The 25,954-nt window shown below is 38.9% G+C and carries 17 protein-coding genes and 1 tRNA gene; 10 read left to right on the forward strand and 8 right to left on the reverse strand.

Going from position 1 to position 25,954, the window contains the following annotated elements:
* Positions 1-315: 315 nt before the first annotated feature.
* From ACW6NC_RS13830 to ACW6NC_RS13850, 5 genes are all read right to left on the reverse strand, one after another.
* Positions 316-389: transfer RNA gene (locus ACW6NC_RS13830), tRNA-Asp, on the reverse strand.
* Between the two features lie 86 nt (positions 390-475).
* Complete coding sequence (locus ACW6NC_RS13835) at positions 476-1,405, reverse strand: DUF58 domain-containing protein (protein ID WP_457866880.1); 930 nt, start codon at positions 1,403-1,405, stop codon at positions 476-478.
* Between the two features lie 77 nt (positions 1,406-1,482).
* Positions 1,483-1,815, reverse strand: coding sequence for a thioredoxin (gene trxA, locus ACW6NC_RS13840; RefSeq protein ID WP_262507179.1), 333 nt, complete (start codon positions 1,813-1,815; stop codon positions 1,483-1,485).
* Between the two features lie 120 nt (positions 1,816-1,935).
* Positions 1,936-6,327: a DNA polymerase III subunit alpha gene (gene dnaE, locus ACW6NC_RS13845; protein ID WP_457866882.1), complete on the reverse strand. Its 4,392-nt coding sequence runs from the start codon at positions 6,325-6,327 to the stop codon at positions 1,936-1,938.
* A gap of 374 nt (positions 6,328-6,701) precedes the next feature.
* Positions 6,702-7,148: a ferritin-like domain-containing protein gene (locus tag ACW6NC_RS13850; RefSeq protein WP_457866883.1), complete on the reverse strand. Its 447-nt coding sequence runs from the start codon at positions 7,146-7,148 to the stop codon at positions 6,702-6,704.
* Between the two features lie 251 nt (positions 7,149-7,399).
* Between ACW6NC_RS13850 and ACW6NC_RS13855 the strand changes: the two genes are divergently transcribed.
* Entirely contained in the window at positions 7,400-7,972 is a 573-nt protein-coding gene (locus ACW6NC_RS13855) for a 30S ribosomal protein S16 (RefSeq protein ID WP_457866885.1), read from the forward strand.
* A gap of 13 nt (positions 7,973-7,985) precedes the next feature.
* Positions 7,986-8,513 (forward strand): ribosome maturation factor RimM, encoded by a 528-nt coding sequence (gene rimM / locus ACW6NC_RS13860; RefSeq protein ID WP_457867016.1) that lies wholly within the window; start codon positions 7,986-7,988, stop codon positions 8,511-8,513.
* Positions 8,514-8,608: 95 nt separating this feature from the next.
* Here rimM and ACW6NC_RS13865 read toward each other — a convergent pair whose 3' ends face one another.
* Both ACW6NC_RS13865 and leuS read right to left on the reverse strand, forming a co-directional pair.
* Positions 8,609-10,684 (reverse strand): alpha/beta fold hydrolase, encoded by a 2,076-nt coding sequence (locus tag ACW6NC_RS13865; RefSeq protein ID WP_457866886.1) that lies wholly within the window; start codon positions 10,682-10,684, stop codon positions 8,609-8,611.
* Positions 10,685-10,829: 145 nt separating this feature from the next.
* Positions 10,830-13,688, reverse strand: coding sequence for a leucine--tRNA ligase (gene leuS / locus ACW6NC_RS13870; protein ID WP_457866887.1), 2,859 nt, complete (start codon positions 13,686-13,688; stop codon positions 10,830-10,832).
* 310 nt (positions 13,689-13,998) lie between these two features.
* Here leuS and ACW6NC_RS13875 point away from each other — a divergent pair, with 310 nt between their 5' ends.
* The 4 genes from ACW6NC_RS13875 (at position 13,999) to ACW6NC_RS13890 (ending at position 21,112) form a co-directional block, all read left to right on the forward strand.
* On the forward strand, positions 13,999-15,408 hold the full coding sequence (locus ACW6NC_RS13875; protein WP_457866888.1) for a glycogen synthase: 1,410 nt from the start codon (positions 13,999-14,001) through the stop codon (positions 15,406-15,408).
* A gap of 1 nt (position 15,409) precedes the next feature.
* On the forward strand, positions 15,410-16,678 hold the full coding sequence (locus ACW6NC_RS13880; protein WP_457866890.1) for a glucose-1-phosphate adenylyltransferase: 1,269 nt from the start codon (positions 15,410-15,412) through the stop codon (positions 16,676-16,678).
* A gap of 1 nt (position 16,679) precedes the next feature.
* A complete protein-coding gene (gene glgB, locus ACW6NC_RS13885) occupies positions 16,680-18,590 on the forward strand; it encodes a 1,4-alpha-glucan branching protein GlgB (protein WP_457866892.1) in 1,911 nt (636 codons plus the stop codon).
* A 110-nt stretch (positions 18,591-18,700) separates the two neighbouring features.
* On the forward strand, positions 18,701-21,112 hold the full coding sequence (locus tag ACW6NC_RS13890; RefSeq protein WP_457866894.1) for a glycoside hydrolase family 31 protein: 2,412 nt from the start codon (positions 18,701-18,703) through the stop codon (positions 21,110-21,112).
* Here ACW6NC_RS13890 and ACW6NC_RS13895 read toward each other — a convergent pair whose 3' ends face one another.
* Positions 21,113-22,039 (reverse strand): ketopantoate reductase family protein, encoded by a 927-nt coding sequence (locus ACW6NC_RS13895; RefSeq protein ID WP_457866896.1) that lies wholly within the window; start codon positions 22,037-22,039, stop codon positions 21,113-21,115.
* A gap of 172 nt (positions 22,040-22,211) precedes the next feature.
* On the opposite strand from ACW6NC_RS13895, the gene ACW6NC_RS13900 reads away from it, so the two are divergent.
* The 4 genes from ACW6NC_RS13900 (at position 22,212) to ACW6NC_RS13915 (ending at position 25,946) form a co-directional block, all read left to right on the forward strand.
* Entirely contained in the window at positions 22,212-23,090 is an 879-nt protein-coding gene (locus ACW6NC_RS13900; RefSeq protein WP_457866897.1) for a cell division protein FtsX, read from the forward strand.
* Between the two features lie 284 nt (positions 23,091-23,374).
* Entirely contained in the window at positions 23,375-23,947 is a 573-nt protein-coding gene (locus tag ACW6NC_RS13905) for a YceI family protein (RefSeq protein ID WP_457866899.1), read from the forward strand.
* A gap of 73 nt (positions 23,948-24,020) precedes the next feature.
* Positions 24,021-25,244, forward strand: a complete 1,224-nt coding sequence (locus tag ACW6NC_RS13910; RefSeq protein ID WP_457866901.1) for a hypothetical protein — start codon at positions 24,021-24,023, stop codon at positions 25,242-25,244.
* Positions 25,245-25,367: 123 nt separating this feature from the next.
* A complete protein-coding gene (locus ACW6NC_RS13915; RefSeq protein WP_457866902.1) occupies positions 25,368-25,946 on the forward strand; it encodes a YceI family protein in 579 nt (192 codons plus the stop codon).
* Positions 25,947-25,954 lie beyond the last annotated feature (8 nt).

The raw sequence follows: 25,954 nt of genomic DNA on the forward strand, positions 1-25,954 counted from the left end.
GAGTGAAAAATGTAGAATTCTTTCTGTATAGATTAACTACAATTTTTGCTTAAACACAACAATTGGGCTTGATCCACTATTAGGCTTGATCCCAGAAAATGTTCTTGATCCGGAAAGAGTTCAGATTAGTCTTAAAAACAAAAAAGCCTCTTCCCGCATACACGGAAAAAAGCTTCTCATCAGTCGGCCATAAAATCCTGGAATACCAGGAATTTCCATGGCTAACTACACAATCCCGAATAATCGGGACAAACAACACAACTACTCTTTAGCCAAAAAAAGCTCCCCGTTTAGAGAAGCTTCTTTGCAACTTTGCGGTCTGGACGAGACTCGAACTCGCGACCCCCTGCGTGACAGGCAGGTATTCTAACCAACTGAACTACCAGACCGTTGCGTTATTGCGAGGGCAAATATACTACCGATTTTAGATTACACAAACCTTTTTTTTACTTTTTTCAACCTTATTTTCGACCCTTCAGACAAACTTTTGTCTTTCAAGCATATAAGTAGTCAGGATATTATTGAAATTCCTATTAATGTCCACCTGCATATAACTAATCTTATATTTCGCGCATTCCATCTTTAATTCATTTACATATTCTTCTACCGCTTTTTGATAGTTCTCCTGAATATTTTCTGAATAAAAATCCACCTCGGCACCAGTTTCAACATCCGTAAAACGCCGGGGACTATTATCAAAATCAAAGTTTAGTTCCTTTTTTTCATCGAGGACATGAAAGAGCACCACCTCGTGTCTGTTATATTTTAGATGTCTTAAGGCTTCAAAAAGCTCCTCTTCCTCGGTATCCGCCTGAAACATGTCTGTAAAAAGCATAACCAGGGAACGTCTTTTTAGTTTTTCAGCAATCTGGTGTAAATAGGTGTAAGTATCGGTACCCTTTTTTCTACCTGGTTGCTCCAGCATTTTCTCTAAAGCATTTAATAACATAAAGTAATGCCTTTCGCTCCCCATTTCCGGAGCGTAAAATTCAAATTCATCACTATAAATACTTAACCCCATTGCATCACGCTGTCGTTTTAGTATCTGCATGACACTTGCCGCAGCTAAGGCGGAAAATCCGATCTTATTTAAGGAAGCCATACTAAATTTCGCTACTTTAGGATAATGCATCGATGCCGAATTATCTATGATAAAGTGGCACCTGAGATTGGTTTCTTCTTCGTAACGCCGCGTGTAAAGCTTATCGGTCTTAGCGTAGAGTTTCCAGTCAATATGTTTGGTACTTTCCCCAGCATTGTAAATTTTATGTTCTGCAAACTCTGCCGAAAACCCATGAAAAGGACTTTTATGCATACCTGAAATATAACCTTCTACGACTTGTCTGGCCAGTAAATCCAGGTTGGAAGCCCCTGAAATATTATGTATTTCTTTATTTAAGTCCATTGCCCTAAGATAAGGATTAGGCATAAAAAAATCCCGGAGTGCCCGGGATTTTTAAAGTTATATATACTTTCAATCTACTACATTAGTTGATCCAAAGCTTCAGCATATGTATTCTTTGGAGCAACTCCAACCTGACGGCCAACAACTTCTCCATTTTGGAAAATAAGAACAGTTGGGATGTTACGTACCCCATACTTAGCGGCAAATTCCTGATTTGCATCTACATCAAGTTTTGCTACCACAGCTTTCCCATCATATTCTTCGCTTATTTCCTCTATGATAGGCCCAACCATTCTACATGGCCCGCACCAAGCAGCCCAAAAATCTACTAAAACTGGTTTATCACTTTTTAATACTTTTTCTTCAAAAGTAGCATCGGTTATTTCAATTGCCATAATATTTGTTTTTATAACGTTTTGTGTTTCGTTTAAATCAATTGTAAAATTAGTCAAATATTTTCGGTTTCCTTACAAACACAATATTGTATTTCATTATGAGTATATTAAGTGTCTTTATTTGTATAATATCAGCTAATTCAACTTATATAAAACTTGGTTTTCTTCAAGCGCTGTAAGCAATTCCTGGGAGATCTGAATCTTCTGTTTTCTACTTGGCATATGTAGCTTGACCTGTTCTTTCATCTCATAAACCACAAAATTCAGGATGTGATTTCCCCGATGATTCCTGAAGGTCTCTTTCATCCATTGAATATTATCTTCTTTAAGATCATCGATATTCAATTGAATGGTAAGTTTTTTTGCAAAGGTTTCCATTACCTCGTGCAAAAGCATAAAATCCATAAATTGAATTTTAGGATCGAATTTTTTTCCGGTTTCCTTATTATGCCAACCCTCCTTAATAGTAATCTTAATATGCACAAAGGAATTCGGCACCAAGAAATGCCTGAACTTAAGATACTCCTCTTTAAATAATTTGAACTCATAAGAGGAATGGTAATCTTCTACTGTAAAAATCGCCCACCCTTGCCCTTGTTTAGTAGTACGGTGCTGCACATCACTAATGACCCCACCAAGGGTAAGCGTGCGATTTATACATCGGTCAAGGTCTTCCAGGTCGGCCAGCACAGCATTGCAGAAATACTTCATCTCCAGTCTAAAATCATCCAAAGGATGACCGGAAATATAAATTCCCACAACTTCTTTTTCCCGACGCAGTTTTTCCATAGTCCCCCATTCTTCACAGGGAGGTACTTCAGGTTCCGGAATTTGAACTTCACTGGCTTCCCCAAACAAACTTACCTGAGAGGAATTCTGATTTTCCTGAAACTTGGCGGCGTATTTCACTACTTTTTCAAGGAAGCTTATTCCATCCCCTTCATCGTGAAAATACTGGGCTCGATGAGTCTCCCCAAAACCATCAAAGCCTCCTGCCAGGGCGAGATTTTCAAAAGCTTTTTTATTGGCTGCCCGTAAATCTATGCGTTTTGCCATATCAAAAATAGATTTATACGAACCTGCATCAGTTTTCCTATTTTCTACGATAGTAGCTACTGCTCCGGCACCAACGCCTTTTATTGCTCCCATCCCAAAACGAACTGCATTTTCTTTATTTACTGAGAACTTGTAATAAGATTCATTTACATCAGGACCAAGAACATTGAGTTTCATTCGCTTGCATTCTTCCATAAAGAAGGTTACCTGCTTAATGTCATTCATATTGTTGGAGAGCACCGCTGCCATATATTCCGCAGGATAGTGGGCTTTTAAATAAGCCGTTTGGTATGCAATCCAGGCATAACATGTAGAATGGGATTTATTAAATGCATAAGCTGCAAAGGCTTCCCAGTCTTTCCAAATTTTTTCCAGGACATCCCGTGGATGGCCTTTTTCTTCACCCCCATCGAGAAATTTTGGCTTGAGTTGTTCCAGAAGTGCAAAGATCTTCTTCCCCATTGCCTTACGAAGTACATCGGCCTCACCCTTACTAAAACCAGCAAGTTTTTGCGAAAGCAACATCACCTGCTCCTGGTATACCGTAATTCCATATGTTTCCTGCAAGTACTCCTCCATATCAGGCAAATCATAAGAAATCTCTTCATTGCCGTGTTTTCGGGCAATAAAGCTGGGAATATATTCCATTGGACCAGGACGGTATAAGGCATTCATCGCAATAAGGTCGTCAAAAACCGTGGGCTTAAGATCTTTCATATGTTTCTGCATCCCTGGGGATTCATATTGAAAAATACCTACAGTTTCACCACGTTGGAAGAGTTTAAAGGTTTCTTCATCATCCAAAGGAAAGCTGTCAGGATCAAGATCTATTCCGTGACGCCCTTTAACGATCTTTACTGTATCTTTAATTAAAGTAAGTGTTTTAAGACCCAGAAAATCCATTTTTAATAAACCTGCATTCTCAACTACTGAGTTATCAAACTGGGTTACATACAGATCAGAATCTTTCGCTACCGAAACCGGCACATAATTGGTGATATCACTAGGGGTTATAATTACCCCACAGGCATGAATCCCGGTATTACGGACGGATCCTTCCAGAATTCTTGCCTGGTTAACAGTTTGTGCTTCAAGATCATCACCTTCAGAAATATTTAAAAGTTCATTTACCTTGTCGAGCTCCTCACTTCTAAATTTTTTCTTCAGCTCCTTTTCATCCATTCCGAAGATCTTGCTCAGCTTAGCCATAGTGGGAATAAGCTTCGAAATTCTATCAGCATCCATTAGCGGCAGATCCAACACCCTGGCCGTGTCCCTTATTGAGGATTTCGCGGCCATGGTCCCATAGGTAATAATTTGGGCCACCTGGTTTGCCCCATATTTCTGAATAACATAATCCATAACCCGACTTCGACCCTCATCATCGAAATCAATGTCAATATCGGGCATACTAACCCGGTCAGGATTAAGAAAACGCTCAAAAAGCAGATCGTACTTAACTGGATCTATATTGGTTATCCCAAGGCAATATGCCACGGCACTTCCCGCAGCCGAACCCCTTCCCGGACCTACTGATACATCCATATTTCGGGCTTCGCGTATGAAGTCTTCTACGATAAGAAAATATCCGGGGTATCCCGTGTTTTCAATTACCGAGAGTTCAAAATCCAGTCTTTCTTTAATTTCCGGTGTTATTTCACCATAACGATCTTTAGCACCCTGATAAGTAATATGCTTCAAATAGGCATTCTCTCCACGTTTGCCGCCATCGAGGTTATCTTCTTCGTGAAGGAACTCATCAGGAATTGTAAATGCAGGCAGTAGGACATCTCTGGCAAGCTCAAAAGGTTCAACCTTTTCCACTATCTCTTTGATACTCGAAATCGCTTCGGGTAAATCCTTGAAGAGATTCTTCATCTCTTCTGAACTCTTGAAATAATATTCCTGATTAGGCAAGCCATAACGGTACCCTCTGCCTCGTCCAATTGGTGTAGCCTGTTTTTCACCGTCTTTCACACAAAGTAAAATATCATGGGCATTAGCATCTTCCTTTGCGCAATAATAGGTGTTATTGGAAGCTACCAAATTTACTTTATGCTTTTTTGAAAATTGTACCAGCACCTCATTAACACGATTCTCCTCCTCCTGCCCGTGACGCATTAATTCTATATAAAGATCATCCCCAAATTGCTCTTTCCACCATAGCAAGGCTTCCTCCGCCTGATTTTCGCCTACATTTAAAACTTTTCCAGGTATTTCCCCATAGAGGTTTCCAGTAAGTACAATAATATCCTCTTTATACTGCTTGATGATTTCCTTATCTATTCGCGGAACATAATAAAACCCATCGGTATAGGCCTTTGAAGACATCTTAGCCAGGTTGTGATAACCCTTTTTATTTTTGGCGAGCATTACTATTTGATACCCGTTGTCTTTACGGGACTTATCGGTATGATTTTCACAAACAAAGAATTCACAGCCTATAATAGCTTTTAACTCCTTTTCTTTAGCCGGCTCATTATTAGCCAAGGCTTCTTCATTTTTTGCTTTTACCGATTTATTATACTCCCCTACCTCTTTAACGAAATGAAAGGCACCCATCATATTTCCGTGATCGGTGAGAGCTACAGCAGGCATATTTTCTTTTGCAGCAACCTCTACAAGATCTTTAATACTGATGGTCGATTGAAGAATAGAAAACTGCGAATGGTTATGTAAATGAGCGAATGGAATCTCATCGAGTTTTTGTAGATTCTCCTCTATCTCCTCTGTAGTAATTTCATCGGAAGGTTGTTGTCTCTGAAGTTCCTTCCTTATTCTCTCTGAAGCTTTTTTTAAGTTAATATGTTTTAACCCAATAAGCTTGAAAGGTTCAGTGTTGTGCTCCTCATAGCGCTCAAAATAATCGGTTGGCGTTCCCAATTGACTAGCACTAAAGGCTCGTCTTCGAATAAGTTCAAGAAAACAACGCGTAGTAGCCTCAACATCGGCAGTAGCGTTATGAGCTTCACCAAAAGCTTCATCAAAAAGGTATTCATGAAGTTCGGTTAGGGTGGGTAGTTTAAACCTTCCACCCCGTCCCCCGGGTATCTTACATAAATTAGCCGTAATCTCCGTACAGGTGTCCAGCACAGGCAACTCCTGCAAGGTATTATCTAAGCCTTTTCTGTAGAATTCGGCACCCATAATATTAAGGTCAAAACCTACATTCTGACCAACAACAAATTTGGTTCTATTCAAAGCCGCCTGAAATTTCTCAAGGACTTCCATCAAACTAATCCCTTCCTGCTCGGCTAACTCTGTAGAGATTCCATGAATTTTTTCTGCATCAAAAGGAATATTGAAACCTTCGGGTTTCACCAGGTAATCCTGACTTTCTACCAGCTCCCCCATTTCATCATGTAACTGCCATGCAATCTGAATACATCTCGGCCAATTATCGGTATCAGTTAGAGGTGCATCCCAGCGTTTAGGTAATCCAGTAGTTTCGGTGTCAAAAATCAGGTACATGAGCAGTCAGAATTTATGGTATCCAGCTGATTACCAGCTTTCAAAATAAGAATTTCAGGATATAATCAGAAGGCTAAAAATATGGAATTTTAACGGCGACTAAAAAGATTTTTTTTAAGATTTATTAACGGTCTATTTAAGCCTCATAAAAACCCAGGTCTTAGCACAAAAAAACCTCACAGAAAGCGCTTTGCGCAATCTGTGAGGTCAGTACGAACACTAAAAACTACTACTACTTCAATCAAACATCTGCTCGTACATTATACCATCACTTTACCACTTATATGATTTTCAAACATGTATTCTATGTCGGTTTAAATGTGATCAATTTTGGATGAAGAAATTAAATTGTTTTACACTGACTACTTCAAGTATCAAGTCTGAATGCTCAGGCTTTTTACTTTATTGAGGGCTGCCATAATATCATTTTTCTGTTTCTGCAGAATATTTGTTGTATTATCAGGTAGCTCCGGATCATCCAGAACTTCATTGTACTCTTCTACTGCAACTTTCTCTCCCCTGACAGCTTCTTCTAGACTAGCCTCAGATTTATTAACAGATAAGGCTGTTTTTAAATTCATCCATGTACGATGAGCGTCTCCAACCATACTGGATTTTTCTTTGGGAGTTTCTCCAAAATTTCGAATCTCAGTTTTTAGTTGATGGATAAAATCGTAACGCTCCTCCGCCCTTTCAGCAAAAAAAGCTTTTAATTGAGGGTCCTTCACGTTTTCAGAGGCAAAGCGATAGCCTTTTTCCGCATCGATATTCTTTTCAAGAAGCCGGTTGAGTTTTTCTGCAATTTTTTCCGGGTATTTCATGTGGACTCTTCTATTAACTTATTCTCTCTAAATATAGAGCTGCAAACAATATTCAACAAGCTGTTTAACAGGCTTTAGCACTAATTAACTGCTTTTAACAACAGCGGGGTAAATTGAAGGGAAAACTTCAGATAATTTATGATTCCAACTCAAAGAACAATTATAACGACAAAGACTTGTAAATTAGAAAATTGTAGTATCTTTGCAGCCTTATTAATAATCGGGGTCGGGAACCCCACAAATTAATTTTTATGCCAGTAAAATTAAGATTACAACGACATGGTAAAAAAGGGAAACCTTTTTTCTGGATCGTAGCCGCGGATGCGCGCTCAAAGAGAGATGGTAAATTCCTTGATAAATTAGGAATCTACAATCCAAACACCAATCCTGCTACTATCGAGCTTGATATTGACGGAGCGGTAAAATGGTTAGAAAACGGGGCACAACCAACAGATACGGCTCGTGCTATTCTTTCCTATAAAGGTGTTATGCTAAAAAGACATCTTGCAGGTGGAGTAAAAAAAGGTGCTTTAACTGAAGAGGAGGCCGAGAAAAAATTCCAGGCCTGGTTAGAAGAAAAAGAAGCCAAAATCAACGCCAAGAAAGAAAATCTCACAAAGGAGCAGCAGGCTGAAAAGACTAAAGCTCTTGAAGCTGAGAAAGAAGCCAATGCAAAACGCGAAGCTGAAGCTAAAGAAGCTCTAGCTGCCGAGGAAGCTGAAAAAGAAGCTGAAGCTGCTGCAGATACTGCAGAAGCCCAAGCTGAAGAAGCTGCCGATGCACAAACTGCCGAAGAGGCTAAAACAGAAGAGAAAAAAGACTAATTCTCAAGCTGCGATGACTAAAGATGAGTGTTTCTATTTAGGAAAAATCGTTGCTAAATTTAGTTTTAAAGGGGAGGTGCTCATTAAACTGGACACCGATGAACCTGAAGCTTACACAGAAATGGAATCAGTTCTCATCGAATACAATGAGAATCTGGTTCCATTTTTTATTGAAAGAAGTTCTTTGCAGAAAAGCACTTTGCTGAGAGTAAAATTTGAAGACATTGAAACGGAGCAGGACGCGGAAGATCTTATTGGTGCACACGCCTACCTACCACTATCCATGCTCCCGGAACTCGGAGAAGATCAATTTTACTTCCATGAGATCATCGGTTTTGATGTTATCGATTCCAAGCATGGAAACATAGGTAAAATCTCCGGAATTAATGATTCTACAGCTCAAGCTCTATTTGAAATAAAAAAGGGTGACAAAGATCTTCTTATCCCTATGAATGATGAGTTTATTGAGAAAATAGACAAGGAAAACAAAACCATCTACTTAAATACTCCGGAAGGCCTGGTGGAGTTATATCTCAGTTAACGATAGAGAGGAGAGAAAACTATTTCTACAATAAAAGGATTAAGCCCCGGTGGCAAACCGAGATTTGAAATTAAGAAAAAAAAACTTCAAACTGATCACTCTTTTAGATGTTTCTCCAAAAATGAAGCAGTCGCTTTCCCAACCTTAACCATATTAGAATATCTCATCCAGTGGTGGGTATCATCCGGAATCATAAGAAAGTCATACTTTAAATTTTTCTCTTCAAACCTTCGGATGAAATCAACAGTATGGTTAATATCCACATTCCTGTCGTCATCGCCGTGAATAAATAAAACTGGAGATTTCCAGTCGTCAAGATACGCAAGGGGGGAAGATTCCCAGGCAATTTTTTTCGCTTTCTCATAATCGGGTGCTATTTCATAACCTTCCGGAAGCGCGTAGCGATTTTCAAAATTATGTACCCCATGAATATCGACGCCCACTTTAAACAAATCCGGGTCTTTCCCCAATGCCAGCGCGGTTAAATAACCGCCATAAGAACCACCATACACTCCAATTCTATCTGCATCAACCGAAGGTAAGCCTGCTAAATATTCTCCAGCTGCTTTTATATCCTGGTATTCCGAAGCTCCTTTATAATAGGCCTTATCAGGTTTATGAAAACTATGCCCATAGCCTATACCAAGTCTGTAGTTAACTGACAGCACCGCAAATCCTCTTTCAGCCAAATATTGATTAAGAGCATAAGTATTGGAATAATAATCCATATAACTCCAGCCTAGCAACATTTGCCGTTGGGGACCACCATGAATAAAAACAATGCCTGGGTTCTTAGAACTTTCATCCTTTTGAAAGAGTTGGCCATAAACTCTTGTACCGTCGGCAGCCTCAAAACTAACCTGTTTAGGAGTGATTAAATCTTGCTCGGGAAAATCCTCAGGAATAATCTCTTTATTCAGCACTTTGATTTCCCCTCCTTCCAAGATAGCAACTAAATGAGGGCGCTTAGCAGTAGCACTGAGAAAGGCAAGCTTTTTTTCATCATAAAAAACAGGATAGGCCTCAATTCCTTTTCCTGAAGTTAACCATTGGGTTTCTCCAGACTTGATATCAACTCTGCCAATATGCCGGCGATCCAAATCCTCCTTTTCAGGACCATAATTTGCTGAAAAAGCAAGTGAACTTTTTTCCGGACTCAAAGTAATATGCTCGGGATGAAAGTCCCCCTTAGTCAGCATCCTGATCTGGCCGCTTCTGGCATCAATAGCGTATAGATGTGGCCATCCTGAATCATAAGAGGTGAATATAATTTGATTGTTAGCTGCCCAGTGCAGGTTTACCCCGCCATCAACAGTAGGCAAAGAGCCCGTTAAGGTCTCAGAAGCCTTCCAAATTTTACGACTCTCACCCAAGGCCAAATCAGCTATCCTGATTTCCCAGGGATTATGGCGTTGTTCCAGTAATGGTTTAGCACTCCCCTTACCCCCAGGAGTCCGCACAAAAACAATTTTATTACCATCAGGAGACCAACGTGGATTACGATCCCTATGAAATGAAGGTGAAATCCATTTTAAATGCTCCTTACTCTCCTCATATACTCCGATTAACGAATACCCTCCGCGATTAGATACAAAAAGCAGTTTTTCTCCCTCCGGGTTGAATTCTAATTGAGATGCACTGCCTTTTGCTTCAAAAAGTCTTTTGGCCTCCTTTGAACTTTCCAGGTCAGTTATCCAGACTTCGCCATCTTTAGTAAAAACCAATTTGTTTTTTGAACTAATGACAGGATTATCCCCCTGACCCACCAAAGCAACTTTCTTTGTTTCCAAATAGATTTTGAAAATTTCGACTTTTGGCATTTTTATGTTGTGGGTTGGATTAACAGGATTATCGGCATTCCAGCCACCGTGTTCTCCACCACGCACATAAACTAAAAATTTCCCATCTTCGCTAAATTGCAAGCTGCTAATTTCCTGGCCGTCATCTTCTTTATATTCAGTAATTTTCTTTGGGATAAAAGCAGGGGCATGCGCATAGTAAATGTTTCGTTTGCCCTGTTCGTTTACGGCCCAGGCAATAGCCTTCTTTTCAGAAGAAGCTGTTAGCCCTGAGGGAAAAGGAAACTTCGCCACTTGTTCCCAAGAAAATTCTTGAGCAGAAAGAAGAAAAACATTCAATACAAAGAATCCGAAGAAAAGTACTTTTTTCATTTTGCTGGTCTTAATTTTCCACCAAGATAAAAAAATACCACTGAAGCTATTAAGAAACAAATTAACAAGCTTATTCTCCTAGCTAGAGAATCATATAACGCCCTAAGAATTTTGGAAACGGATTTATAAAATCCTCAATTTGATCCTAGGCAACCACATTCACTATTTTACCGGGAACCACAATTACTTTTCTAGGGGCTTTACCATCCAGTTGTTTTTTGGTGCGTTCGTCCGCTAAGACTGTTTCTTCAATTTCCTGTTTTGCCATGTTCAAAGGAAGCTCTAGGGTAAAACGCATTTTTCCGTTAAAAGAAATAGGATAATTTTTTGTGCTTTCCACCAGGTATTCCTCTTTAAATACTGGATATTCAGCCATTATAACAGAATCAGAATGTCCTAACTTACTCCATAGTTCCTCGGCGATATGGGGAGCATATGGCGCTATTAACACAACTAGCGGTTCAAGCACCTCCCGACTCTTACATTTTTCAGTCGAAAGTTCATTGACGCAAATCATAAATGTAGATACCGAGGTATTAAAACTGAATTCTTCAATATCTTCGGTGACTTTTTTTATTGTTTTGTGCAAAGTCTTTAAAGAACTTTGTGAAGCTTTTTCTTCGGAAACCTCAAATTTGTCTCCCTTATGATACAACCTCCAAAGTTTTTTAAGAAAATTATGCACCCCGGTTATCCCAGCGGTGTTCCAGGGTTTCGCTTGTTCTAATGGTCCAAGAAACATCTCGTACATTCTTAAAGTATCAGCCCCATAGTCTTCACAAATATCATCCGGATTAACCACATTGTATTTGGATTTGGACATTTTTTCAACTTCCCTCCCTACGACATACACGCCATCTTTTTCAGTTAAGAACTTCGCATCCTTAAATTCTGGACGCCATTTTTTAAAGCCCTGGATATCCAATTCATCAGAATGGTTAACCAAAGAAACATCCGCGTGGATTGGTTGAACTTTATTTTTTCCGATCAAATTTTTAGACACGAAAACATTCTCTCCTTCTAATCTGTAAACAAAAGCACTTTGTCCCAGGATCATTCCCTGATTAATAAGCTTTTTAAAGGGCTCTTCCACAGAAAGGTAGCCTCGGTCGTATAAAAATTTAGTCCAGAAACGAGAATATAATAAGTGACCCGTTGCATGTTCACTTCCGCCTATATATAAATCAACATTTTCCCAATATTTTTGTGCAGGTTCCGAGACAAATTCCTCTGTGTTCCCAGTATCCATGTAACGGAATAGATACCATGAACTTCCAGCCCATCCGGGCATTGTGTTTAATTCCAAAGGGAAAATAGTTTCCTGATCTATTTCCTGATTGCTTACTACTTGATTAGATTTCGTATCCCAGGCCCAGGTGGTAGCATTGCCTAAGGGGGGCTCACCGGATTCGGTAGGTAAATATTTTTCAACTTCCGGAAGTCTCAATGGCAAATGTTGAGAATCTATCATTTGAGGCATTCCATTAACGTAATAAACCGGGAATGGTTCGCCCCAGTAACGTTGTCGACTAAAAACCGCATCGCGCAAACGATAGTTGATTTTCCCAAAACCATGGCCGGTTTTTTCCAGTTCTAAAATTACTTTATGCATCGCCTCTTTATATCCAAGTCCACTTAGGAAATCGGAATTAGCGATCACAGTGCCCTCCTTTCCCGAGAATGCCGCTTCAGAAATATCCACATTATCAAAAATATTAGGAATAGGGATTTCAAAATGTTTTGCGAATTCATAATCTCGCTGATCACCGCATGGGACCGCCATTACAGCCCCAGTTCCATACCCAGCAAGGACATAATCACCAATCCAGATTGGTACTGGTTCTTTAGTAAAAGGATGCTCGGCATAGGCTCCTGTAAATACTCCCGTAATACTTTTTACATCGGCCATACGCTCGCGCTCACTGCGTTTTGCACTGGCTGCGATATAGGCTTCAACTTCTGCTTTTTGCTTAGAAGTGGTAATCTTTTGAACTAAATCATGTTCAGGGGCCAAAGTCATAAAACTTACTCCAAAAATAGTATCTGGCCTTGTTGTGAAGACCGATATTCTCGGGTTTGGACCGGAACTACCACTCTCTTCCTGAACTTGCTTTAAAGATTCCTTGTATAAATCGAAATGCACCATAGCCCCTACAGACTTTCCAATCCAGTTACGCTGACTTTCCTTTAGGCTTTCTGTCCATTCCAGTTCCTCCAAACCTTTTAACAGTCGCTCAGAGAAAGCAGAAATTCGCATACTCCATTGTGTCATCTTTTTTCGTAACACAGGATAACCGCCACGTTCAGAAACACCATTAATAATCTCGTCATTGGCTAACACTGTTCCCAACTGAGGACACCAGTTCACTTCGGTTTCAGCTAAATAAGTTAACCGGTATTTTAGTAATATTTTTTGTTTTTCTTCCGAAGAAAAACCTTTCCAATCTTCCGCGGAAAATTCATGGACATCATCATCGCAAGCTGCATTTATCCCTAAATTCCCTTTTGAGGAAAAAATTTCCTCCAATTCAGAAACAGGACGTGATTTATCAGCTTCCAAATCATACCAGCTTTCAAAAAGCTGAATAAAAATCCACTGTGTCCATTTATAATAATCGGGATCACTCGTGCGCACTTCCCTGCTCCAGTCAAAAGAAAAACCGATTTTATCTAACTGCTCACGATATCTTTTTATATTCTTCGCTGTAGTAAGTGCAGGGTGTTGCCCCGTCTGAATAGCATACTGTTCAGCTGGCAGTCCAAAACTATCATATCCCTGTGGATGTAGCACATTAAATCCAATATGGCGTTTGTATCGCGCATAAATATCGCTAGCAATATAGCCTAGCGGATGACCGACATGCAAGCCGGCTCCCGATGGATAGGGAAACATATCCAGCACGTAATACTTAGGTTTATCAGAAAAATTACTGGCACGAAAGGTTTGGTTTTCGGCCCAGTATTTTTGCCATTTGGCTTCAATGTCGTTAAAGTTGTAACTCATGGGGTTAATTTTCAATACTGCAAATTGAGCGCAGAGCTGCTCACCAATTACGGCTGCAAATTTACAATTTTAAACCACTTTTAAGAGATTTCAGGGTGTGGATTAGGAGGTTTTTCAAGAATTCTTAATTAAATAAAAGATGGCAAATTTATAATTATATAAAAATGATAACACCTATCCCCTTTTAATTTTATTAAATTTATAAGAAATAATGAAAAAGAATTGATTTTAGAAGCATTTCGCCCAATTAAAGCCATTACATTATTTAAGAATAACCTATTAAAGGCTATATTTTATTCAAAAACTCGATATGAACGTAATTCATGTAAGCGCTGAATGTTACCCTGTCGCCAAGGTTGGAGGTCTGGGAGATGTTGTAGGTTCCTTACCAAAATATCAGCATCAGGCAGGTTATCTTGCTAAAGTGATTATGCCCTTTTATAACAGTAAATTCACCAGCACCCATGAATTCGAATGTATTTATCATTCGGAAATGGTACTAGGGGAAGTTTCCTACCCTTATAAAATTCGTAAATTAAAAAATAAAATTTTAGATATTGAGGTTTTGTTCGTGGATATTCCTCAGCTTCTTTTCACGAATTATGTCTATTCAGAAGATGATACTGCTCGCTTTACTGCTTTTCAGATTGCGGTTATGGATTGGTTACTCTCCTTAAAAGAAAAACCTCGATTCATTCATTGCCACGATCATCATACGGGTCTAATCCCATTTATGGCACAGGAGTGTTTTAAATATAAGTCGCTTAACCAGATTCCCGTGATCTTAACCATTCATAATGCACAATACCAGGGTTGGTTTTCCCACGATAAAGTACATTATCTCCCCGCTTTTGATATTTCCAAAAATGGTTTGCTCGACTGGGACGGTATGATAAATCCCTTAGCGGCTGGAATAAAATGCGCCTGGCGTGTCACCACGGTTTCCCCTAGTTATATGAAGGAGTTACAAATGGAGGCTAACGGGCTGGAAAGCCTACTCAGTCATGAAAAGGAAAAATGCATAGGAATTTTAAACGGGATAGATACCGAAGTGTGGAATCCGAAAACCGATAATTTCATAATTAAAAATTATTCCCCAAAAAATCTTCAATCCGGAAAAACAGCCAATAAGAAATGGCTTTGTAATGAATTTGGTTTTTCTGTTTCAAAACCTCTGTTCGCTTTCATTGGCCGACTTGTCTACGAAAAAGGGGCTGATCTTCTACCGGCGGTTTTAAATAAGACCCTAGTTAATAAAGACTTCAATTTCCTCATATTAGGTTCCGGAAACCCAGAACTGGAGAGTAAATTAAAGAGTCTTAAGAAGAAAAATAAGGGTGCCTACAACACCTTTATTGGTTATGATGAAAAACTCTCTCACCTGATTTACGCCGGAGCTGATTTTCTTTTAATGCCCTCCCGGGTAGAACCCTGCGGCCTTAATCAGTTATATTCTCTACGCTACGGCACAATCCCCTTAGTACGTAGTGTTGGGGGATTAAAAGACACGGTGATAGATATTTCACAGGGCGGTTTTGGTTTTACACATCCGGATGCTTCTGAAAGTGATATTTTACAAACTTTAACCAGGGCTATAACATATTACAAAAACACCCCCCAATTTAAAGAAACCAGAAAAGATATCATGAGCATTGACCATTCCTGGAATGTTTCTGCTCAAAAGTATATCGATTTGTATAACTCAATAAAAAGCGATTGAAATGTTAAACGACAATGTATTATCGGTTATTCTTGGGGGAGGTCAGGGAACAAGGCTCCACCCTTTAACAGAAAGTAGATCTAAACCCGCAGTTCCAATTGCAGGGAAATATCGTCTGGTGGATATTCCTATTTCCAACTGTATTAATTCGGGCCTTAAAAGGATGTATGTGTTAACGCAATTTAATTCTGCTTCACTAAATAAGCATCTTAAAAACACCTATCATTTCAGCTTTTTTAGTTCAGCATTCGTGGACGTTTTAGCTGCCGAGCAAACTCCCCACAATAAAACCTGGTACCAGGGGACGGCAGATGCCGTGAGGCAGGGAATGCACCATTTCCGGAAACATAAATTTGAATATTTTTTAATTCTTTCCGGAGATCAGTTGTATCATATGGATTATAACCTTATGATACAACAGCATATCGATACTGGCGCAGATATCACTATTGGTACCGTTCCTGTCAACGCGAAAGAAGCTCCGAGTTTTGGTATTATGAAAACAGACAAAGACAATAATATCACCTCGTTTATTGAAAAACCGAAATCTGAACTACTCCCCGACTGGACCTCACCTACAGGACCCGAAATGGAATCAGAAGGTCGTTTGTATTTAGGTTCCATGGGGATTTATGTCTTTAACCGCGAATTGCTGGTTAAACTTATGGACGATCAATCCACTGTAGACTTTGGTAAAGAAATAATTCCTCAAGCTATAGGAAATAAAAAAGTTTGCAGTTACCAGTTTGAAGGATACTGGACTGATATAGGAAATATTGAATCCTTTTTCGAAGCCAATATTGGCCTCACAGAAGACATTCCTAAATTCAACCTGTATGATATGGAAAATAGGGTTTATACACGGGCGAGAATTCTTCCAACTTCTAAAATATCAGGCACAAGGCTTAAAAAAGCAGTGATTGCCGAAGGCTGCATAATCCATGCGGATAAAATTGAGTCTTCAGTAATAGGTATTAGGTCCAGAATTGGTAAGGGTTCGGTTATCATGCACTCTTATATGATGGGTACGGATTTCTATGAATCTTTAGAAGAAATTGAAGGGAATAACATTGAAATTCTCGCAGGGATCGGAGAAAACTGCAAGATTAAAAATGCCATTATTGATAAAAATTGTCGAATTGGAGATAACACAACTATTAACGGAGGCCCGCACTTAGCTGATGAAGAAACAGATGCTTATGTGATAAAAGAGGGAATTGTCGTGCTTAAAAAAGAGGCAATACTTCCCCCGGGAACAACTATAGGATAATATGGCAGAAGTGATAACGCACAGTTTATTTTCGGAGTTTGATATTGATCTGTTTAAGAGTGGTAAACATTTTAGGTTGTACGAGAAATTTGGTTCTCATCCCATAAGACTCAATAATGTGGAAGGAACCTATTTTTCGGTTTGGGCCCCTGGAGCAAAACAGGTTTCAGTCATTGGAGACTTCAATTTCTGGAAAGATGGTCAGCACCAATTAAATGTGCGCTGGGATGGCAGCGGAATTTGGGAAGGTTTTATTCCCCATGTTGAAAAGGGGAATTTATACAAGTATAAAATTCACAGTCATCATAACGATATCATCACTGAAAAAGCCGATCCATATGCCAGGCGCTGCGAGCACCCACCAAATACAGCTTCGATTGTTTGGGAAGACAACTACCACTGGGAAGATCAATCCTGGATGAAAAATCGTAAAAAAAATAACTCCCTTGATGCGCCCTTTTCAGTATATGAAGTGCATTTATCTTCCTGGAAGAAAAAAACAGAAGAAAACCGATCCCTCTCTTACCGCGAACTCGCGAGTGACCTGGTATCCTATGTAAAAAAAATGGGCTTTACCCACGTTGAGCTAATGCCTATTATGGAATATCCATACGATCCAAGTTGGGGATATCAAATTACAGGATATTTTGCACCAAGCTCACGTTTTGGTTATCCAGACGAATTCAAATTTCTAATAGATACCTTTCACAAAAATAACATCGGCGTGATCTTAGACTGGGTCCCCTCCCACTTTCCGGAAGATAGTCATGGTCTTGGCTATTTTAACGGAACCCACCTATATGAACATCCGGATTCCAAAAGAGGCTATCACCCGGACTGGAAGAGTTTAATTTTCAATTATAACCGAAACGAAGTTAGAGCATTCTTAATAAGCAATGCTTTATTTTGGTTAGATCAGTTCCATATAGACGGGATACGGGTAGATGCCGTTGCTTCAATCCTTTACCTTGATTATTCCCGGGAAGAGGGACAATGGGAACCTAACGAGTATGGTGGAAATAAAAACCTGGAAGCCATCTTCTTTTTGGAAGAACTCAATAAAGAAGTATATGCTTCTTTTCCAGATATACAGACTATTGCTGAAGAATCTACTGCTTACAAGGGGGTTTCAAAACCGGTATTTTTAGGCGGACTTGGTTTTGGAATGAAGTGGATGATGGGCTGGATGCACGATACCCTTGAGTATTTCTCTAAAGAGCCAATTTATCGTAAGCATCATCAAAATAATATTACTTTTTCCCTCACCTATGCCTTTACTGAAAATTTTATGCTCCCCCTATCTCATGATGAAGTGGTGTATGGCAAACACTCTATCTTAGGCAGAATGCCTGGAGATCATTGGCAGCGCTTTGCTAATTTGCGGCTGCTTTATGCCTATATGTTTACCCATCCAGGAACCAAGTTGTTATTTCAGGGGTGTGAATTTGGGCAAAGTGACGAATGGGATTTTCAAAAGAGCTTGGACTGGCATTTACTGGGATATGAATCACATCAGGGTATCCAGGAATTGACAAAAGCTTTAAATGAATTCTATACTTCGGAACCCGCTTTGTATGAAAAGCAGTTTGTGCCTGAAGGTTTTGAATGGATTGATTACAGTGATGCTGAGAATTCAATTATATCATATATCAGAAAAGGAAATCAGTCAAAGGACAATTTGATAATTATCTGTAATCTAACCCCAACCCCGAGGGAAAATTACCGTATTGGATTGCCCATGGCCGGTGAAATTAAGGAAGTTTTTAATAGTGATGACAAGGAATTCTTCGGAACTGGGAATTACAGGAACAATGTTAAAACCACTACGGCAAAAGGCTGGCAATCCCGGAAATATTCTGCAGCGATAGACATACCCCCTTTGGCTCTTCTTGCATTTAAATATTGTATGTAATAAAATACATAGCTAGAATATAGTTAATAAACGCTAATAAATATTTTGTGAACGGCAATCGATATTTAAAAACTATTCAGTTCTTTTACTGCCCAGTAATTTAATAAATTATGATCACAAATACCGAATTAGAACAAAAGGGAAATGTATTCCCATCCAGGGTTATTTCATTTAAAAAAGATGTTGATCGGCTTTATTTTGCTACCGAAAATGATGTGGCCTTGCAAATCACAGTCCTTAGGGATGGTTTGCTCCGTTTTAGATATTCTACCACCGGTAGGTTTGCAAAGGATTTTTCCTATGCAATTACCAAGCATGCAAGTTTTGGTTACAATAAATTAGAAATAGAGGAAAAGGAAGATTGTTACCGCATCACCACTACCAAAATTATCTGTGAAATCTCCAAAGAGAATTTAAAAGTAAAAATTTATGATCAGGCCGATGGCACCTTAATCAATCAGGATGAACTCGGTTTTCACTGGGAGGAAAGTTATGAATTTGGTGGTGATATCGTAAAAATGAGTAAAGTCTCTCATGATGGTGAAAGCTATTTTGGCCTTGGAGATAAACCGGGTCATTTAAACCTTAAAGGGAAACGATTTGAAAACTGGGTAACCGACTCGTATGCTTACGGAAAAGATACAGATCCTATCTATAAAACAATCCCTTTTTACACCGGGCTTCATAAGAAAAAGGCTTATGGAATTTTCTTCGATAATACATTTAGGTCTTATTTTGATTTTGCCCAGGAACGACGGTTTGTAACCAGCTTTTGGGCTCAAGGCGGAGAGATGAACTATTACTTCATCTATGGTCCGAAAATGACTGACGTAGTGGAATATTACACTGATCTTACTGGAAAACCAGATTTACCACCTCTTTGGGCTCTTGGTTTCCACCAATGCAAATGGAGTTATTATCCTGAGGAAAAGGTCAAAGAAGTCACCTCGAAATTCAGGGAATTGCAAATTCCTTGTGACGCTATTTACCTTGATATTGATTATATGGAAGGTTTCAGGTGTTTTACCTGGAACAAGGATTACTTCCCCGATCCAAAACGGATGGTCAAGGATCTTGAAGAAGAGGGCTTTAAAACGGTAGCGATCATTGATCCGGGAATTAAAATCGATAAAAATTATTGGGTTTATAAAGAAGGATTAGAAAATGATTATTTCTGTAAAAGGGCAGATGGCCCCTATATAAAAGGAAAAGTTTGGCCCGGTGAATGTTATTTCCCCGACTTTACGAACCCTAAGGTTAGAGAATGGTGGTCAGGACTGTTTCAGGAACTAATTGAAATCATAGGGATTAAAGGTATCTGGAATGATATGAATGAACCTGCGGTGATGGAAGTTCCAAATAAAACTTTTCCTCATGATGTAAGACACGATTACGATGGTAATGCATGCAGCCATAGAAAAGCTCACAATATTTACGGAATGCAAATGGCAAGGGCCACATATAAGGGAGTAAAAAAATTCTCCCATCCAAAACGACCATTTGTTATTACCAGGGCGGCATATTCGGGAACGCAACGCTATACCTCAACCTGGACCGGCGACAATGTTGCCAATTGGGAACATCTTTGGATTGCCAATGTTCAGGTGCAACGTTTGGCTATGTCGGGCTTTTCATTTGCCGGAAGCGATATAGGTGGTTTTGCAGAACAACCCCACGGTGAACTCTATGCCAGATGGATTCAATTAGCGACTTTTCATCCTTTCTTCAGAGTTCATTCTTCCGGAGATCATGGCGATCAGGAACCCTGGACCTTTGACGAAGATATCACCGATATCGTGCGAAAATTCATTGAACTACGCTACCAGTTATTACCATACCTATATACTGCATTCCGGGGTTACACCGAAAAAGGGGTTCCTTTAATTAAATCCTTGGTTATGTTTGACCAAGAAGATGTCAACACTCATTATAGAATAGATGAATTTATCTTTGGTGACAGCATTCTGGCTTGCCCGGTCCTGGAGCCTAATGCTAGAGGAAGGCGTATGTATATTCCCCGTGGAAAATGGTATAATTACTGGACGGATGAATTGATAAGAGGAGGGAAAGAATTGTGGGTAGATGCTGAAATAGATAGTATGCCCATATTTATTAAAGAAGGTGTTATTATCCCTAAATACCCTGTGCAACAACACGTAGAGGAAAAAAAGATTGAAGAGATTACCCTGGAGGTGTATTACAAAAAAGGTAAGGAAGATTCTCAATTCTTTGATGATGCCCATGATGGATACGACTATACTAAAGGGCGTTTTTGTCTTAGAAGCTTTAAGCTTACTGGTAGGAAAAATCAAATGATTATCCAGCAGCATAAAGAAGGTTCATTTGAAAGCGATTGTAAAATTTTCAAATTAAAAATCCATGGTTTACCATTTGAAATAAAGTCCATTCAGCTTGATAATGAAATTAAATCCTTGGAACATTTGCAGATGAACGGTTGTCTTACCATGATCATAGATGAAAACTTCACAGAATTGGACTTAACCGGAGAAAACGGGGCATAGTTAATTTCCCCTTGCCTCCCTTTCCATTGGTAACAAACATTCGTAAATCATTTTATTTACGGGGGTGGAAATATTTAATTTCTCTGCTTCTTTAACAACATATCCGTTAAAATTTTCAAGTTCTGAGGGACGCCCCGCCATAATATCACGCTGTGTGGAGGCTGTAGTTCCCGGTGGTTGACTCTGGATAATTTCAAAAGCCTTTTCCACATGATCCTTTCTTAATGGTATTCCCTTGGCATTAGCTACCGACTTTATCTCTCGTGCGGTTTTTTGAAGTAAATCATAGAGATAATCACTTCCCCTTATTTTTTCTATAGGCACCCTTGTTAAACCACCTAGCCCACTTACAGTGGCAATAAATAAAAACTTTTTCCAGATTTCCAGATTAATATTTTCAGCAATGGTACTGTTGATTTCAGCCTTATCAAATACCGCTTTTAATCGCTTAATTCTGTCTGTAACTATATTGTCTATTTCTCCAAAGGTTATCCATGGTTCGAAAGAGACATGTTTAATTTTCCCAGGTTCTTCTACAAAACTCACTATATGACAAAGGCCAGCTAGAACATTCTTCTTTGGAAAGATCTCCATTAATTTTTCAACATTATTGGCTCCGTTTTGTAAGGGCAGAATAAGAGTTTTATCTGAAACAATCGGTTTAAGTTGCTTTGCAACTTGCGGAATTTGCCAGGATTTCACCCCTAAAATTATTACATCAGGTGTTGGTACCTGAGCTAAATCATCGGTAATGAGAGTGGGCCTAACTTTGAAACTTCCCTTAATACTTTCAACGGCGAGTCCATTTTCTCTGATCGCTTCTAGGTGTTTCCCACGGGCAAACATAGTGAGGTTGAAACCCGCTTTGGCTATTTTTCCACCAAAATAACCACCAACACCACCAATTCCGAAAATTAAAATATTCATATTATTCTAGTCTTTAAGGATAAAAGTAAAACTACCAGCGGAACCTACCTAAAGTTTCGTGCAAACCTGGCAGAAAACTTTTATTCTCTGCTAATTTTTTTCAACTTTAAACGTTTTAAAGTAATTGAACGCTTAACTTTTATATTTTTACAAAAAATATCCAGGTCGCCCTATGAGCACATCTTTTGAAAAGTACCAGAAACGCAGGTTGATTTCTTCTTATTTTTCAGTTGTTATAAGTATCGCATTGGTACTTTTTTTATTAGGAATGCTTGGATTGCTGGTGCTTAACACTAAAAAAGTAGCCGATCACTTTAAGGAGCAGATAGCCCTTACTGTTTATTTTAAGGATTCAGCTAAAGAGGTGGAAATGGAAGAACTCAAAAAAAGCCTTGCTATGGCAGAATACACCAAATCCACCAACTTTATTTCAAAAGAGGATGCCGCAGAGGCTCACAGTAAAGAAATTGGCGAGGATTTTATGGAATTTCTGGGCTATAATCCTTTACAGAATTCTATCGACGTTTATATGAATGCAGATTATGTTTCGGCTGAACAGGTTGATGAAATAGCTGCAGAACTTACCGGTAAAAACTTCGTCGATGAAGTGACTTATGATAAACCCCTTATCTCTTTACTGAATGACAATGTTAAAAAAATCAGTTTCTGGGTGCTTGTCGCCAGCGGGATATTTACTTTTATAGCTGTATTGCTTATAAACAGCTCCATTAGACTTTCGGTCTATTCCAAGAGGTTTATCATTAAGACTATGCAAATGGTTGGTGCCACAAAAGGCTTTATTAGACGACCTTTCATCTGGCAAAGTGTAAAGTTAGGGATTATTGGCGCTATTTTGGCATTAATTGGAATGGCCGCATTCCTTTATTACCTTGATAATAGTTTTCCTGAATTAAACCTAACGGGAGATATAAAAATGCTTGCGGCATTATTTATCGGAGTTTTCTTAACCGGTATACTTATAACCTGGCTTAGCACATTCTTTGCCACTTCCCGTTTCCTGAACTTAAAGACGGATGAACTTTATTATTAGTAGTAAAGAATCCCAAGTTCAAATTAACTACATACAATTTTAAGATCAAATTTAATGACACTTTTGTTACACTTATAAAAACAACGTAACAAAATGTAAGTCATTGTTTTTTAGGTTTTTATGGCTCATAAGTACTGAGTTACCTTCCGAGAGTATATTTTTTTAGATGAAAAACAATCCGATATCTTCTTAATCGGCACTCAAATATTCCAAAATCTGACTGCCGTCATAAATTCTGCAGGATTTATGCCTCAACTTTGTACCAAACTTAAAAACCTAATATCATGAGAAGTTCAATATCAATCGCCCTAGTACTATTTTTATTCGTATTAGGTACAGCCCAAAGCCAGAATTTTAATTTGCAATCCTCTTCTGTAATTAAAGTGGAAGGGACATCAAATATTCATGATTGGGAATTAGATGCAGAAAAAAAATCCGGTAGCGCTGTTTTAGAATCTGAAGAGGGGAAAATTACCGGGCTTAAAGGCTTACAGGTTACTATTCCAGCTGAAGGTTTAAAAAGCGGTAAAGGTGGCATGGATAAAAATACCTATAAAGCTTTAAATACAGATAAGTACAAAAACATAGAGTTTAACCTGGAACAAGTAAAAGATTTCCAGGAAACCGGAAACAATACTTATAACGTCAAAGGAATGGGAACTTTGAAGATCGCGGGAGCGACAAAGCAAATCCCACTCGATTTCACCATGAGCGTGAATGGAAATACAATTAAGATTTCTGGAGAAAAGACTCTTAATATGACCGATTTCAAAGTAGATCCCCCTACTGCTATGTTCGGAACTATTACCACAGGGGAAGAAGTAACTATCAAATTCACCACAAATTTTACTAAATAATCAATCCAATTAAACATTTTAAACAATTAAAAAAATGAAAAATTTAATTAAATATTCAGGTATCGCACTCTTGATGGCAGTAGGCTTTCAAGCTCAGTCACAGGAGGTAGAGGTAGAAGAACAAAACAAAACGATTTGGGATAGAGATCTACCAAACTTCAGGGAAGTAGATCAGCGTGGAATCAATGATTTTGAAGCACCAAAAGACACTGAGACATACTTTGACGGTGTACAGGTTAGAGTTGGAGGTGCTTCCACAATACAATTACAAGGACTACGTCAGGAAAATTCTTCAGGGGAGGAGGACGATCTTGCTGAACTTGGAACTAATTTCAACCTTGCTACCGCCAACCTTGATCTTGATGTTCTTTTAGCTCCGGGAATGAGAATGCACTTAAGGACGTATCTTTCTTCTTTACACCACAATGAAGCCTATGTTAAGGGTGGGTACATCCAAATCGATGGTCTTGAATGGATCAGCGAAGACCTGGCAGGCGTTATGGATAATTGGAGAGTGAAAATTGGTCACATGGAGAATAACTATGGTGACGCTCACTTTAGAAGATCCGACAACGCAATGGCCCTTTACAATCCATTCGTAGGTAACTATTTAATGGATAGTTTTACTACTGAAGTTGGTGCAGAGGTTTACTATTTCAACGGGCCCTGGTTAGCAATGGCAGGTTTTACTAACAGTACAATTAACCAAAGTTCCAAAAAGACAGATAGAGATCCTTCTTACCTTGCCAAATTTGGTTATGACAAGCAAATAAGTGAAGATTTCAGATTTAGATTAACAGGATCTGTATTTCACTCTGGATTCAGACCTGTGGGTTCAAGAGGAGCTACACAATACCTTTACAGTGGTGACCGTGCAGGAACAAGATACTACAATGTAATTGAAGGTGATTTCAGAGCTGGTAGAATTAACCCTGCCACTGGAGAAGAACTTACTTCTTTCATGATCAACCCATTCATCAAAGTAGGCGGCCTTGAGTTCTTTGGAATCTATGAAAATGCATCAACTGAAAATGATGATTGGAATCAATATGCAGGTGAGCTTATCTACCGCTTTGGTCAGGATGAAGACTTCTACATTGGTACTCGCTACAATACGGCAAGCAATGAGGATGTTTCTGTCAACCGTTTCAACGTAGGAGGTGGATGGTTTTTGACCAAGAACGTTCTTGCAAAAATTGAATACGTGAACCAGCAGTATAATGACTATCCTGCCGGAACCCTCTATGACGAAGCACAATTCAACGGCTTCAACCTTGAAGCAGTAATTAGTTTCTAAATTGAAAGTTGCCCCGGGCTTAACCTTTAAAAGGTTATCCCGGGGTTTTTTATATCATTTTGGCAAGGAATTCGCTATATTTTAATGATATCGACTTTAATAAAAATCGCTAAAAAAGAAAAAATGAAAACCTACCTGTTATTATTTAGTCTTCTGATTTCAAGTTTGGCAGGTATTGCTCAACCCAGTGTGGAAACCCGTGAAATAGAAATCCTGCCTGAGAGCAGTTTAAGCATTTCGGGGAACACCAATATTAGTCAGTTTGAATGCGAATTCAATACAGTCTGTTTTGAGAACCAGAGTATCACTGTTAATTTTTCGGAAAAAGGTAATGTGCTGGATTTTAGAAACAGCATACTCCCATTAGAGAATACGAACTTTGACTGTGGAAACAGAAGAATTAATAAAGACTTCAGGGAACTACTAAAAACCGAGAAACATCCTGAAATCCTGCTTAAAATCCAGCAAATAGAAATGTCGGACCAACAAAATGCTCATGTAACCTTAAATTTTGAAATTGCTGGAAAAGATAAGAATTATCGTTTCCCGATTAAGGTAACCGGTGAGGATCAGCTATGTTTTGAAGGAAAACTGGCCTTAAATATCAAAGATTTTGACCTGGAAGCTCCAAGTAAAATTTTTGGGCTTATAGTAATCGAAGAGGAGATAAGCATTAATTTCAAACTCAATATAAAAGCATAAAAGATTAA

Source organism: Salegentibacter profundi, from assembly GCF_054121475.1.